Annotated in this window: 15 protein-coding genes; 8 read left to right on the forward strand and 7 right to left on the reverse strand. The window is 62.1% G+C overall.

Going from position 1 to position 13,834, the window contains the following annotated elements; all coding sequences use genetic code 11:
• Positions 1–10: 10 nt before the first annotated feature.
• The 4 genes from ABID19_RS30060 to ehuR form a co-directional block, all read right to left on the reverse strand.
• A complete protein-coding gene (locus ABID19_RS30060) occupies positions 11–1,138 on the reverse strand; it encodes an alcohol dehydrogenase family protein (protein ID WP_354494215.1) in 1,128 nt (375 codons plus the stop codon).
• A gap of 223 nt (positions 1,139–1,361) precedes the next feature.
• On the reverse strand, positions 1,362–2,018 hold the full coding sequence (gene ehuD / locus ABID19_RS30065) for an ectoine/hydroxyectoine ABC transporter permease subunit EhuD (RefSeq protein ID WP_354494216.1): 657 nt from the start codon (positions 2,016–2,018) through the stop codon (positions 1,362–1,364).
• 1 nt (position 2,019) lies between these two features.
• Positions 2,020–2,739, reverse strand: coding sequence for an ectoine/hydroxyectoine ABC transporter permease subunit EhuC (gene ehuC / locus ABID19_RS30070; protein ID WP_435528780.1), 720 nt, complete (start codon positions 2,737–2,739; stop codon positions 2,020–2,022).
• Between the two features lie 105 nt (positions 2,740–2,844).
• A complete protein-coding gene (ehuR, locus tag ABID19_RS30075) occupies positions 2,845–4,230 on the reverse strand; it encodes a MocR-like ectoine utilization transcription factor EhuR (RefSeq protein WP_354494218.1) in 1,386 nt (461 codons plus the stop codon).
• Positions 4,231–4,272: 42 nt separating this feature from the next.
• Between ehuR and ABID19_RS30080 the strand changes: the two genes are divergently transcribed.
• The 5 genes from ABID19_RS30080 (at position 4,273) to ABID19_RS30100 (ending at position 7,822) form a co-directional block, all read left to right on the forward strand.
• Complete coding sequence (locus tag ABID19_RS30080) at positions 4,273–4,413, forward strand: hypothetical protein (protein WP_354494219.1); 141 nt, start codon at positions 4,273–4,275, stop codon at positions 4,411–4,413.
• A 127-nt stretch (positions 4,414–4,540) separates the two neighbouring features.
• Complete coding sequence (gene ehuB, locus ABID19_RS30085) at positions 4,541–5,416, forward strand: ectoine/hydroxyectoine ABC transporter substrate-binding protein EhuB (protein WP_354494220.1); 876 nt, start codon at positions 4,541–4,543, stop codon at positions 5,414–5,416.
• A gap of 18 nt (positions 5,417–5,434) precedes the next feature.
• Entirely contained in the window at positions 5,435–6,220 is a 786-nt protein-coding gene (locus ABID19_RS30090) for a maleate cis-trans isomerase family protein (RefSeq protein WP_354494221.1), read from the forward strand.
• A 43-nt stretch (positions 6,221–6,263) separates the two neighbouring features.
• Positions 6,264–6,983: a maleate cis-trans isomerase family protein gene (locus ABID19_RS30095; protein ID WP_354494222.1), complete on the forward strand. Its 720-nt coding sequence runs from the start codon at positions 6,264–6,266 to the stop codon at positions 6,981–6,983.
• A 230-nt stretch (positions 6,984–7,213) separates the two neighbouring features.
• The gene (locus ABID19_RS30100; RefSeq protein WP_354494223.1) at positions 7,214–7,822 is read left to right on the forward strand and encodes a hypothetical protein; all 609 of its coding nucleotides are present in this window, start codon (positions 7,214–7,216) and stop codon (positions 7,820–7,822) included.
• Positions 7,823–8,156: 334 nt separating this feature from the next.
• On the opposite strand, the gene ABID19_RS30105 is transcribed toward ABID19_RS30100, so the two are convergent.
• The 3 genes from ABID19_RS30105 to ABID19_RS30115 form a co-directional block, all read right to left on the reverse strand.
• Positions 8,157–9,314, reverse strand: coding sequence for a mandelate racemase/muconate lactonizing enzyme family protein (locus ABID19_RS30105; RefSeq protein WP_354494224.1), 1,158 nt, complete (start codon positions 9,312–9,314; stop codon positions 8,157–8,159).
• 129 nt (positions 9,315–9,443) lie between these two features.
• Positions 9,444–10,379, reverse strand: coding sequence for a LysR family transcriptional regulator (locus tag ABID19_RS30110; RefSeq protein ID WP_354494225.1), 936 nt, complete (start codon positions 10,377–10,379; stop codon positions 9,444–9,446).
• Entirely contained in the window at positions 10,376–11,287 is a 912-nt protein-coding gene (locus ABID19_RS30115; protein ID WP_352937407.1) for a LysR family transcriptional regulator, read from the reverse strand. Before ABID19_RS30115 ends, ABID19_RS30110 begins: the two co-directional genes overlap by 4 nt.
• Before the next feature lie 91 nt (positions 11,288–11,378).
• Between ABID19_RS30115 and ABID19_RS30120 the strand changes: the two genes are divergently transcribed.
• Genes ABID19_RS30120 through ABID19_RS30130 form a run of 3 tightly spaced genes read left to right on the forward strand, consistent with a single transcriptional unit; the run spans position 11,379 to position 13,802 of the window.
• Positions 11,379–12,164 (forward strand): SDR family oxidoreductase, encoded by a 786-nt coding sequence (locus ABID19_RS30120; protein ID WP_354494226.1) that lies wholly within the window; start codon positions 11,379–11,381, stop codon positions 12,162–12,164.
• A 10-nt stretch (positions 12,165–12,174) separates the two neighbouring features.
• Positions 12,175–12,879 carry a ribonuclease activity regulator RraA gene (locus ABID19_RS30125; RefSeq protein ID WP_354494227.1) on the forward strand — a complete coding sequence of 235 codons (705 nt, stop codon included), beginning with the start codon at positions 12,175–12,177 and terminating at the stop codon, positions 12,877–12,879.
• Positions 12,876–13,802: a dihydrodipicolinate synthase family protein gene (locus ABID19_RS30130; RefSeq protein WP_354494228.1), complete on the forward strand. Its 927-nt coding sequence runs from the start codon at positions 12,876–12,878 to the stop codon at positions 13,800–13,802. The genes ABID19_RS30125 and ABID19_RS30130 overlap by 4 nt, the downstream gene beginning before the upstream one ends.
• The last annotated feature ends 32 nt before the right edge of the window (positions 13,803–13,834 follow it).

A 13,834-nucleotide genomic window follows, 5' to 3' on the forward strand; every position in this document is an offset into this window, starting at 1 on the left:
GTTGCTGCATTCAAGCGCGGCAGCAACCAAGCACGGACCGATCCAGGCTCATCCCACGCGCCGGCTCGACGAAATGCCGGTCCGGAATGACGACGATATTCCCGACGAAGCCCTTGGCCATGAACTGCTTCTGCGCGTGGTGGAATTGCGAAAGCGGGAACGTCGCCGCCAGCACCGGCTTGATGGTGCCGCTGCGGATGTAGTCGAGAACGCGTGCAAAGGCTGCACGCGTGCCCTGCGACGATCCATGCAGTTGCAGTTGCTTCAGATACATCGTGCGCAGGTCGAGCTGCACGACAGGGCCGCCGATGGCACCGGCGGTCGTGTACCTGCCTTCCGGCCGGAGTGCGTTGAGGAGCTTGGGAAACATTGCGCCGCCGACCAGGTCCGCGACCACGTCGAGCGGCCTGCCTTGCAAGATGCCGCGCAGGTCCGCCGCAAAGTCCTCCGTCTCACGCAGAATCACGCCTTCCGCACCCAGATTCAGCACCGCCTGTTCCTTGCCCCGGCTGACCATCGCGAAAGGGATGGCGCCGCGCGCACGGGTAAGCTGGATGAGCCCGGATCCGACTCCTCCTGAAGCGCCGGTTATCAGCACGGTCTCGCCAAGGCGGACGTCCGCCCGCTCCAGCATCTGCTCTCCGGTGTGGTAGGCGCACCAGAACGTAGCAAGCTCGGCATCCGAATAGGGTGAATCAACGACATGCGCGTTCGCTGACGGCACGGCGACGTATTCGGCAAAGCCGCCGTCACGCCCGTGTCCGATGTAGTCGATATCGGCGAGACTGTCGTCGTCACGGTTGTAGATCGAGGCATCGACGATGACGCGCGCTCCAACCCGGTCGGCCGGAACATCGTTTCCCACAGCCACGATCCTGCCAACGATGTCGGCTCCTTGAACGCGAGGAAAAGTCAGCGTCGAGCGGCCGCGCCGCCAGGTGGACACGGCTTCTGGATCGTCGTCCGTTCCATAAGCTCCCTCGCGAACCCAGACATCGGTGTTGTTCAGGCCACACGCGGTGACTTCGATAAGAACCTCATCCGGGCCGACTGAAGGGACAGGAACATCTCCGTAGACGAGCTTGTCGCTGCCGCCATGGCCGATCAGTGCTACGGCCTTCATTGTCTCTGGTATCATGGTCTTCTCCCGGTCTGGTTTTCCTTCGCGCAGCGATGTCGAGGCGGGCTTGGCAGATTGTGCATACCAAATGTTCTATACAAATCATCATGTCAATACCGATATTGTATCATAGCAAGAACGAGATTTGAGGCAGCGCAAACAGGGCGCCGGGCGCGCCCGTTAAATGCGGCGGCTACGGCAGCGATTAGCGCCATGTTGCCCATCTGATAAAGCGTATCCGTCAGGAAGCTATGCGCATTCGCCGTTCGAGCAGGCGCGCCAGGTAAGCGCATACAAGGCTGATAACGAGAAAGAATATGCCGACCAGGGTGATCGGCTCGATGTACCGGTACGTGGTGGTGGCGATCGCCCGGGCCTCACCCATCACTTCATAGACCGTGATCGCCGAGAGAAGCGGCGTCTCTTTGAACATGGCGATCAAATAGTTCGACAAGGCCGGGATCATAGGCGGGAGCGCTTGGGGCAGGACGACATGGCGCCATGTCTGGACCAGGCTAAGATTGCAGGCACGCGCCGCTTCCCACTGGCCCCGCGACACACTCTCGATGCCGGCGCGATAGACTTCCGCGATGTAGGTCGAATTGTGCAGCCCAAGTCCGATGACGCCGGCAAGCAGAGGCGACAAAATTATGCCTACACCCGGCAGCGCGAAGAACAATATGTAGAGCTGGACCAGCAGAGGCGTTCCCCGGATGAAGTCGGCAGCAATGCCCACGGGGAGCGCCAGCCATCTCGAGCGCGAGCGTCGTGCGAGGGCGATGACCAGGCCAAGCACGGCGGCCAACGCAAAACCCAGAAACGTCGCCAGGATCGTGATCCGAATGCCGTCGAGCAGGCGTGGAAGGATCTCCCAGACGAACTCCCAGTCCCATTCCATGTCAGGCTCCCGGAGTCTCGATTCGGTCCGCGCCGACGGCCAGCCGTCGCTCGAATGGCTTCACGATGGAAAATTTGATCAGCGACGACAGTGCAAAATAGATGACGAGCACGATCGCGAACGGCAGGAAGGTCTGCCCCGTCTGGTTACGCACGAGCTGCGCCTGATAAGTCAGGTCGGGCAGCGAGATGAGTGACGCGATCGCCGTCATCTTGAGCATGGTGATGGCAAGATTGCCGAATGGCGGCAGCATCAGCGCCAGCGCCTGCGGAAGGATGACATGCCGCATGCGTTGGTATCGCGTCATGTTGAGTGCAATGCATGCCTCGGTCTGCTCCACCGCGATGGCGAGGACACTGCCGCGCACCACCTCTGCGCCGTAGGCGCCGAGATTCAGCCCCAAGGCAAGCACAGCGGCTTCCATTGGGCCGAGCGCGATGCCGAAGAGCGGCAGAACGTAAAAGGCCCAGAACAATTGAACGAAGAGCGATGTCCCACGGAAAAACTCGATATAGGCGGACGCCACCATCCGGATCGTCGCCGATGGGGAAAGCCGTCCGAGGCCGGCAAGAAACGCAGCCACCAGAGCCAGCACCGAGCTGAGGACCGACAGGATGACGGTGACCTGGAGCCCCTTCAGGATGAGTAAAAAGCCATCGGTCACGCCTGGAGCGCTCCGCCGGAGGGGGAATGATGAGTTACGGGCATAATTGATATGCATCAATGAGCGACATGTACTGAAGCATATGCGCCGCATTCGAAGTGTCAAGACGAGAGGCGGGCGAACAACGTCCCAAGAGCACAGACCTCACGGCGTCGGCTATGGTCAGGCTGGAAGGGGCGCTTCCGGCGGCGCCTGCAGGACGCTCGCAATCGTGTCCAACCCCAAGCCGAGCGCCTCTTCAGACACCGAACCGAGGGAGACGCGAATCGCCGGATAAGGCAGCCGATCGTTCGCCAGGAAAGAGCTCGCAGTGGCGACGGCGACGCCGAGGGAGCGTGCATGGGCAGCAAAACCCGCGTCCGTGAAGCCCTCGGGGGTCGGAATCCAGGCATGCAAACTCTGCGGATGAGTCGAATGCGGAACCTTGCCCAGTTTGCTCTGGAAGATGCGATGCCTCGACCGAAGCGCTTGACGCTGCCAGTCAACGAGGCTGAGCGCCGTCCCGTCCTCGATCCATCCCGTCGCCAGTTCTTCCAGCAGCGGCGTCGCCATCCAGTTCGTCACCAGATGCCGGTTCGTTGCAGTGGCGACGAAACGCTGCGGGGCGACCAGATATCCGATCCGCAGCCCTGGCATGACGATTTTCGTGAGGCTGGTCACGTAGAAAGTTCGGGTCGGCGCGTACGCGAAAAACGGCGGCGGGCGGTCCGAAATCAGGGGCCCGAGCGGGTCGTTCTCAATGACCAGGAGGTCGTGTTTCTCGACGATTGCCGCGATACGGCGCCGTCTGTCTTCGGACAACATCGTCGATACGGGGTTGATCACGGTCGGCTGCATGAACAGCGCCCGCAGCTTGCCATCGACGCAGGCGCGTTCAAGGCCGTCGGGCACCAGGCCTTCGTCATCGACGTCGAGTCCGACGATGCCGATGCCCATGTAGGAAGCCAGCGGCTTCAGCGAATGATGGCCGAATACCTCGGTCGCCACCAGGGAGCCGGGAGGAGCCACCGTCAGCAGGGCGACCGCCAATGCCGGCGTAGCGCCGTTGGTCAGGCACACATTGTAGGGCGACGTTTCCACGCCGCATGTCTTCAGCCAGGTCAGGGCCGCAGCGCGGTAGCGCGAGGTTGCGCTCTCCGGCCGGAAAGCATGCACGACCCTGAGCGGCACGCCCGCCGCCAAGCGGGAAAGGGCTGTGGCCATCCGCTCCATGTGAAGCTCTTCGCAAACCGGCTTCAGAATTGAAAGATCGATGAGGTCGGGAACGCGCTCCAAGGTGAACGGGGGACCGCGATCGGCCTGCGGACGCTTGACGAACGTGCCTCGGCCAGCCTCTCCGGAGAGCAGATTGCGACGCGACAGCTCCTCATAGGCGCGGCTGACGGTCTGCACCGAGATCTTGAGCTCCTCTGCGAGCTGGCGTTGCGGCGTCATCCTTGTGCGATCGGCAACGCGGCCGTCGAGTATGGCGTCGGCAATTTGGTCGGCGAGGGATTTGTATATCGGAACGCTCAGCAGGGTCCGATCAGGTTTCCAATTTTCCGTCATCTCGTTCCCGTCTTATTCAATGCTGCGTCATACCAGGAGAGTGTGCTGATCGCTGTGTCGACGCAAGCTGCGGTCGCAAGCACGGTCGAGATGGTGACTAGCGCAACGGACCCGCAAGCAGCAAGCTTGGGCAGCCTGTCTGCCGCCATCGTGCGCTTCACCGACAACCGCGCGTTTCCGTAATTTGATATGATGCAATTTAGTATCTTGATCAGACGTTTTTTACGAAATACAGTTTTATTGCACCTTTCTTGAACTAGAACAATAAGCCGACCCCGCTTAAGAAGGGCGGCCTGCAAGGGAACACGTTATGAAAATTTCCAGCGCCTCAATAGGCAGCATAACCGCCGCGTTTTCATTGGCCTTCGTCGCCTCGGCGACCGTCCCTGGGGTTTCCCGCGCCGACGATCTCCAAGAAATTCGCGAACGCGGCTTTGTTCGTGGCGTCACGGCAAACGAGCAGCCCTACGGATATATCGCCTCCGACGGCAAGGCCGCAGGAATCGGGCCCGATGTGGCGACTGCAGTGCTGAACAAGCTCGGCATTGAAAAAATCGAGTGGACGGTGGTCGCATTCGACGGCCTCATTCCAGGTGTGAAGGCGAACCGCTTCGACTTCTCGGCCGCGGAGCAAGCCATTCGGCCGGAGCGCTGCAAGCAGGTCGTGTTCAGCGAGACGACTTCCAGCTACACGGTCGGCCTCCTGGTCAAGGCGGGGAACCCGAAGAAGCTCCATGGATTGGAAGATGTGGCAGCAAACCCCGGCACCAAGCTGGCCCAGTTGGCCGGAGCCGTCGAGCTGCTCGCCGACGAATACGAGATTCCCCGCTCGGACCGGGTCTACATCCAGAGCGCTTCGGACGCCATTCCATCGTTGGTCGCCGGCCGCGCGGACGCCTATATTGCCACTGAATTGACCGTGGCGGGTCTTGCCAAGCTCTCCAGCGATGTCGAGGCGGCCGAGATGAAGTCGGCCCCCATGCTCGACGGCAAGCCCTACCGCAATTACGGCGCCTTCACCTTTCGCCCGGAAGACAAGGAATTCATCGCCGCCTTCAATTCAGCCCTGGCTGACTTCAAGAAGACCGACGAGTACGAAAAAATCCTTCTGTCATATGGGCTGACGAAAGCCAGCGTCGAGGCCGCGCGGAACGGATCGACCGAGAGCCTTTGCTCGTCCCAATGATTGATCCGGAGCCTGCGCTTGGCCCTTCCGGCCGGCAGCAGGCTCCAACCTCTCTGTCACATTCCAGGGCATTTCATGAAGATTCGACGTATCGGGGTGATCTATCCTAGCAATGGCGTCTACGAAGCCGAGTTCGAGAAGTTTGCGCCCGACGATGTGACGCTGCACTTCACGCGCTGGCGATGGCCGCATCCGGAATGGTTCCGTCCCAACTGGCCCGACCGGATGGCGTCGCTGGCCGACGATCCGGGAATCACCACCTGCGCCACCCTGTTTGAAGCGATCAATCCAATGGTCGTAACCTTCGGCTGCACGAGTGCCAGCTTTGCGGGCGGAGCAGGTGCCGACGTGGCCGTGCTGGAAAACATCCGTCGCGGCACCAATGCCTTGGCATCCACCACATCGACGGCCTATCTGGCGGCGTGTGCGGTGCTGCGTGTCGAGCGGGTCGCGATCGCCTCGGTCTACCGCAAGGAGGTCACCCAGCGCTTCGTTGAGTTCCTCGCCGGTGGCGGAGTGAAAACCACGTCGCACCAAAGCGTAGGCTGGGAGCGGCAGCCCGACGACGATCACCGCTTGACGACTGAAGACGTTTGCCGACTTGCCGGCGAATGCGACCATCCGGACGCCCAGGCGATCCTCATTCCGGAAACCAACATCCTTACCACCCAAGCCATCCCGATGATCGAGGATCGCCTGGGAAAGCCGGTTCTCACCGCCATCCAGGTTACCGTGTGGCATGCCGCCCGCCTGGCTGAATCCATCCATAGAGAAGGGATCGGTCGCATTTGGTCGGCGAGATGACCCACACATACCGCCGGGATGCCTGCTGTTGGGAGGGCCGAAGATGAACAATCCGCGCATCGGAATCATTTATCCGAGCAATGGCATCTACGATCTCGAATTCATCAATTTCGCGCCGAGGGAAGCTTCGCTGCACATCACCCGCTGGCGTTGGCCCGAACGCGATTGGTCGCGGCCCGACGCTCCCGACATCATGGCCGAATTGTCGAACGATCCTGAGATCGCGGCTTGCGCCTCCCTGTTCGACCAGATCGAGCCCGCCGTCGTCACCTTGGGCTGCACCTCGGTGAGCTTCGCGGCCGGCGCTCGCGGCGATGTCCCGGTACTCGAGAACATCCGACGTGGCACGGCGGCCAAGCCGTCCAGTACATCGACGGGCTTTCTCGCCGCCTGCGAGGCGCTTGCTGCCGATCGGATTGCCGTCGCCTCCGTTTACCACGAAAGCCTTACCCGACGCTTCGTCAATTTCCTCGAGCATGGCGGGCGAAGAGTGGTCTCCCGCAAGAGTGAGAACTGGGCGCGCGAGCCCAGCCGGATGACCAGCGAGGACCTGTTCGACTTGGCCGCGATGAGCGATCATCCGACAGCCCAGGCCATCCTGCTTCCGGAAACGAACATCCACACGAGCGAAGCTATTCCTGTCATCGAAAGAAGATTGAAGAAACCGGTGCTGACCGCCGTTCAGGTAACCGTCTGGCATGCGGTTCGGCTGGCAGGCTCCGACTGGAAGGGTGGCATAGGCGCGGTTTGGCAGGCCGGTTAAGCCACTCCGTAAAGCTGTCGGCCGGCCGGCCACCGCCACAGCCGTGCCGCCTGGCACGGCGAGACATCCTTGGGTATTTGGTCTCCCCGACCTAGAGCCTGCTGAGGCCTAGGTCATGAGGGTTAATTCTCCCAACCAGCGGAAAGGATTAGCATCGGCGATAATCTCGGCCGCGCAACCAGCATCATTGCCGCCTTGGTCTGCACGGCCAACAAAAATGGGAGGCATGCATGACCAAGACAACTCACTTCAGGCGTCGCAGTCTTCTCGCTTTGGTCGGCCTTGTCGGCGGCTGTCTGAGCGCGGTCGCGGCTCAGGCCGCCGAGCCCGACAAGGCCGAGATCGATGCCCTGAAACAATCGCTAACCAAGTACGAAGACTACAAGGCCGCCATCCGCGACCTCTATCTGTCGACGGTCGGATGCGTTTATTACAGCGGCGAAAAAGTAGCTGGGGCGATGGATTACCCGAAGGGCGCGATGGGTATTCATTTCGTCAACGTCGCGAGTGTCAGCCCGACACCAGATCCGACGCGCCCCAATGTCCTTATCTATGAACCGGTCGACGGCGGCTTGCGCCTGGTGGCCGTGGAATGGCTTGTACCGCTGACGCCTGACACCAAGCAGCCGCCGAAACTGTTTGGACAGACGTTCCAGGGGCCGATGGAGGGGCACTATCCGCTTATTCCGGCGGAGTTCCATCATTACGATCTTCACGCCTGGCTGTTCAAGGACAACCCGCTCGGAATGTTCAGCCCGACGAACCCCGACGTGAAATGCGAAGATTACGCGTTTCCGATGCCGGAGCAGCCGACCAAGATGGTGCCAGGGCCGATGTAATCGCGACTTGAGCTATGGGGTCCGATGGTGTCGGAGAGGCCTGAGCCCTCGATTGTGGTTATCCCAGAGGCGTCTGGGATAACATCCAATCGAGCGGTCAAGGTTCCCGGATGGGAAAGTGGTGCCCCTGGCCGGGATCGAACCAGCACCGCTTGCGGAACTCGATTTTGAGCCGTCCCTTATCCATGGCTTTCGGCAGTAACCGGGAGCCGACCCCCCTGAGTACCCCTATTCGCTCCTAGAATTTTTGAGGCTCGGAGACGATAGATGGCCAAAATCAAGCTAGGTTCTCAGTGGCTCCCCACGCGCCAGGGGGCGCCGACGCCCGGACACTCTACATCTGTACGGAGAATTCCTCGATCAGGCCATCCTTCGGCTCGAGGCCCAGCCCCGGTTCCTGCGACACGGTCAGGTATCCATTCTCGGGCTGCGGAACCTTCTTGAAGATCGCGTTGTAGGCCATCCACTTGTGGAAATGATATTCGACCAATCCGCCGTTCGACAGGCCGGCATGCAACGCGATGTTGTGCGGACCATTGCCGTTGCCATGCGAGAGCGGGATGTGGAACATCTTGGCAAGGGCGGCGGTGCGGATGGCTGCCGAGTAGCCGCCGTCATTGTTGACGTTGGGCTGAATGTAGTCGACCGCGTCGGCCAGGATCAGGTCGCGCGCGGAGAACTTCTCGTTCTCCGCCGCGGCCACCGGGATGATCGTCTTCGAGCGCAGTTCGCGCAAAAGCCTCGGGTCGTTGTAGTAGAGCGGCTCCTCGACGAAACTGATGTCGAGTTCCTCGCATCGTTTGCACAGCTCCACGGCCTGCGCCAGGTTCATGCGCAAATTGCCGTCCATAGCGAGCTTGACGTTCGGGCCGACCGCCTCGCGCATCGCCTTCATGCGGATGTAATCGTCCTTCGGGTCGGGGATGGGCTGGCGGCCGACGGTGTTCTTGAGATGGTTGTTGCCGAGCTTGACGAGGTGGGCCGCCTCCGCAGCCAGTTCCTCAGGCGAATAGACCGGAGCGTTGTCGTAGGCTGCGCCGTGCGTGACATAGACCGGCACCTTGTCGCGCGCGCCGCCCAGCAGGTGATGCACCGGCTGGCCGAGCATCTTGCCCTTGATGTCCCATAGCGCGATGTCGATCATCGCCAGCGCCGAGATCAGCGTCCTGCCGAGCGGCCGCTCGAAGCTGGCGCGATCGAACAGCAGGGGAATGCGTTCGGTGCGCATCGGGCTTTCTCCGATGATCGTCGGCGCGATGTATTTGTTGATCAGGTCGATAGCGACGTGGTGGGTGTAGCCGCTGGTCGCCCAACCGACGAGGCCGTCGTTGGTCTCGACCTGGAGAAGCAGTGCGCCTTCCTTGTTCGGCTTGTCGCGATAGGGCGGCGGCGTGATCGGAATGTTGGCGAGCTTGTGCGCTTGGATACGAGCGATCTTGATCCCGGTCTCGACGACATTGTTGTCCTGTTGGACGTAAACATCCTGAAGCACGACTTCCCTCCTTTCCCGACGTTCCGTGTGCCGGGAAGGCACTGTCTAGCGGAAGCCGAACTTCAGAAAAAATTCAAAAATCCCATCGATTATTCTGAATATCTGAAGTCACCCTGATCGCGCCGGCCTTCAGGTCTGGCGCAGCGAGACCCGGATCAATTGTGCTAGCCGTTCGGCGGCCGGCGACAGTTCCTTGCCACGCTTGCGCACGATGCCGTAGCGGTGAATGAGCTCGGGCTCGACGATCTGGTAGACGCGCGACCGGTTCGGCTCCGCGAAACGGACGATCGACTGGGTGAGAATTGCCGCGCCGATGCCGGCCTCGGCCATCGCGACGAGCGTCTCCGCCTGGATGCAGCGGTACCGCACGTTCAGCGCGATGCCGCGAGCGGCAGCCTCGCGCTCGAACATCGCCCCCATCAGGGTGGTGGTGTGATAGTGGAGCAAGGGCAGGCTGGACAGTTCCGCCAGCGTGATGGTGCGACGATTGTGCGGACACATCCGCGTGGGAATCAGCGCGTGCAGCGGATCGTCGAGCAGCGGCTCGAAATCGAGGTCCGGATCGCCTGAGATCGGGCCTATTCCGAAATCGACAGCATCGGCCTGTATCATCCGGTAAAGGTCGGCGGACTTAAGTTCCGACAAAAGCATCTTGATTCCCGGATAGTCGCGTTCGAACTCGGCGAGGATACGCGGCAGATGGGTCGAGGCGATGGTGGGCGCGCAGGCCAGTGCGACCTGGCCGCGCCGGATGGCCAGTGCCTCCTGGACATTGCGCAAGCCGATGCCGACCTCTTGCAGGCCGCGCTGCGTGCTGGCGAACAATTTGCTTCCTTCAGGCGTGAGCTTCACGTCGCGCGTGGTGCGGTTGAACAGCTTGGCGCCGAGTTGGTCCTCGAGTTGCTTTATCTGCATGCTGATGGCGGACTGCGAACGACGTGCCCGGTCGGCGGCCTCCTTGAAGCTGCGGTTTTCGGCCACGAGCATAAAAGTTTGCAGCAGCTTGAGGTTGACCCGCGCCAAAGCGGCCGCATTCGCGTCCAGCGGTGGTTTCGGTTCGCTCATTGGCGTCGCACCCCGAGATCCTCCTTGGCCACGCCGGCGCCCGACGAGACTGCCTCGAAGGCGTCCAGAAGGACACGCACCAGCCGCCCTGAAGGCGCGCTGCGCGGCCACAACATGCCGATCTCGCGCACCAGCGGCGGGCCAGGCAGCGGTAGGCGCGCGACCGAAAGGCCCTCCGGCCATGGCGGCGCCCAGTCGGGCAGAACGGATACGCCGAGACCGTTGCTGACCATCACCGTAATGGCTTCCAGCGAATCCAATTCCAGCCATTCCCGGGGCCGAAGCTTCTGGCGGCGCAGCCACTCGTCGGCCAGCCGGCCACCCCAATTGTTGCGGTCATACCGGATGAAAGGCAGCGTTGCGAGCAACTGTTCCGGATCGCCAGTGGCGAGCGCGCTCGGCGCAAGCAGGATCATAGGCTCGGTCCGAAGCACGCTCCAATGCAGCGATTTTGGGATCGGAAACGGCGGCCGAACCAATATGGCCGCGTCGATGCTTCCGTCGCCCAGCGCCTGATAGAGATCAGTGGAAGTGCCAGGGAGAACGAAGACCTCGACCGAGGGAACCGTGTCGACAAGGTGCCGCAGGGCGGGCGCAAGGATGCCGGTCAGCGCGGTCGATATGGCGCCGAGTCTCATCTCGCCTGAAGGCGAATCGGTCTGTGCAAGGGTTTTCAGGTGGCGGATGTCGCCGAGGATTCTGCGGCTTTGCTCCAGAATTGCATGGCCGGCATCGGTCGGCTGCACCACGCGGCCCGCACGTACCAGCAGCCGCTTGCCGAATTCGTCCTCCAGCGCCTGCATGCGCTGGGCCACGGCGGCCGGCGTGATTGCCAGGCGGCGGGCCGCCTCGGCCAGCGAACCGAGTTCGGCCACGAGCAGGAACGTTTCGAGAAAGCGTGATTCCATCGATAGAAAAACTATCATCAAATTATACGGCAAGCCATGTTTTCTTCTGTACGGCGTTGATGATAATCCACCTTGAATTGGAGGGTTTCCTGTGGATCTCGAACTGAAGGGTAAGGTCGCACTCGTCTTTGGAGCCGGGGGCGGATTGGGCGGGGCGATTGCGCGGTCGCTGGCCGGCGAAGGCGTGCGCGTGGTCGTCGCCGACATCGACGAAGCGGCCGCGGAAAACACCACCTCTGCTATCAAGGGCGCCGGCAACGAGGCGCTGACAATGGGCTGGGATATCGGCGACCTGTCGTCGATCGAGGGACGCCTGGCCTCGATCGAGAAGGCCTTCGGCTCGGTCGACATTCTGGTGAACAATACGGGCGGCCCGCCGCCGACGCCGGCAGCCGGTCAGTCTTCGCAGGACTGGTCGAAGTACTTCGACAGCATGGTGCGTTCGGTGATCGCCGTCACCGATGCGGTGCTGCCCGGCATGCGCCGGCGCAAATGGGGCCGCATCATTACCTCGACCTCGTCGGGCGTGGTGACACCGATCCCGAACCTCGGCATGTCGAACGCGCTCAGAATGGCATTGGTCGGGTGGTCCAAGACGTTGGCGGCCGAAGTCGGCCGCGACGGCATCACCGCCAATATCGTTCTGCCCGGGCGCATCGCCACGGGACGCATCAGCTTTCTCGATGAACAGAAAGCCAAGCGCGAGGGGCGCTCGGTCGAGGAAGTGGCCGCCCAAAGCACGGCATCCATTCCGGTCGGGCGCTATGGCCGGCCGCAGGAATATGGCGACGCGGTCACCTTCCTGGCAAGCCCGCGCGCATCCTATATCACCGGCTCCGTCATTCGCATCGACGGCGGCTTGATCCCCAGCATCTAAGGAGACCCCGATGACCCTCGACCCGAAAGTCGTAGAGACCCTGCAGGGCGTCTCCACCGCGACCCTCACCACGATCCTCCTGAAGAAGGGCCTGCGCAACGTTTGGATGCGTGGAACCAAGCCTATCCGTCCTGGCCAGCCGCGCGTGGTGGGGCCGGCCTTCACTTTGCGCTTCGTGCCGGCGCGTGAAGACCTCGCCACCCCGGCAAGCTGGGCCTCGCCTATTTCGACCCGTGCGGCGATCGAGGCGATGCCCGAAGGCTGCGTGGCGGTGGCTGACGCGATGGGCGTGCTCGACGCCGGTATTTTCGGTGATATCCTCTGCGCGCGCATGGCCAGACGCAATGTCGCCGCATTGATCACCGACGGCGCGATGCGCGACGCCGCGGGCGTGCTCGGTACCGGCCTCAACGTATGGTGCAACGGCATTTCCGCGCCGCCTTCAGTGGCCGGTCTCACCTTCGTCGGCTGGCAGGAGCCGATCGCATGCGGCGGCGTGGCGATCTTTCCTGACGATATCGTGGTGGTGGATGACGACGGCGCGGTGCTAATCCCCGCGGCATTTCTCGACCAGGTGCTGGCCGAAGCGCCGGAGCAGGAGACCATGGAAGCCTGGATCATGACCGAGGTCGATCGCGGCGTGCCGCTGCCCGGTCTCTATCCGATGAACGAGGAGACGAAGGCGCGCTATGCCGCTTTCGCGAAGAAGACATGACCTTCGGCGTCGATGCCAAGGGCGTCTATCCGATCGCGGCGACGCCGTTCAATGCGGACTTGTCGGTCGACTACGACTCCGTCGACCGGCTGACGGAATTCTACCAGGATGCCGGCGCCACCGGCATGACGATCCTCGGCATTCTGGGCGAAGCCCAGAAACTGGAGCCCGAGGAATCGCTGACAATCGCAAGGCGCGTGATCGCGCGCTCGCGTGTCCCTGTCGTGGTTGGAGTATCCAATCCGAGCTTTGCCGTCATGCGCAGGCTGGCGCGCGAGGCGACGGATGCCGGCGCAGCCGGCGTGATGCTGGCCCCAGCCTCGCACCTGCGCAGCGACGAGCAGATCGCCGCCTATTTCCATCACTGCGTGGAAGCAATCGGTCCGGACGTGCCCTGGGCCCTGCAGGATTACCCGCTGACGCTGTCGGTGGTCCTCTCGGTGCCGATGATCTCGCGCATAATGAAGGAACATCCGTCCTGCGTCATGCTGAAGGCAGAGGACTGGCCAGGGCTTGAGAAAATCTCGGCGATCCGCAAGCTCCAAGCCACGGGCGACCTGCGGAAATTCTCGATCCTGACGGCCAATGGCGGACTGTTCCTCGATTTCGAGCCGGAACGCGGTTCGGATGGCGCGATGACGGGCTATGCCTTTCCAGACATGCTGGTCGAGCTCGATCGGCTGCACCGCGAAGGCGAGCGCGACGCGGCGCACGATCTTTTCGATGCCCACCTGCCGTTGATCCGTTTCGAGCAGCAACAGGGGATTGGCCTCGCGGTGCGCAAATACGTGCTGATGCGGCGCGGCGCCATAACTTCCGACGTGCAGCGCAGCCCGCGCTCGTCGCTGACGCCGACCGGTCGATCCGAAGTCGACTACCTACTGGAACGGTTGGCTCGAAAGGACCCGCGCGCAAGGCTGTGACGATGCATGCCGAGCGCCTGCCGCGGGATACG

This window comes from Mesorhizobium robiniae (assembly GCF_040545535.1).
Classification (GTDB): domain Bacteria; phylum Pseudomonadota; class Alphaproteobacteria; order Rhizobiales; family Rhizobiaceae; genus Mesorhizobium; species Mesorhizobium robiniae.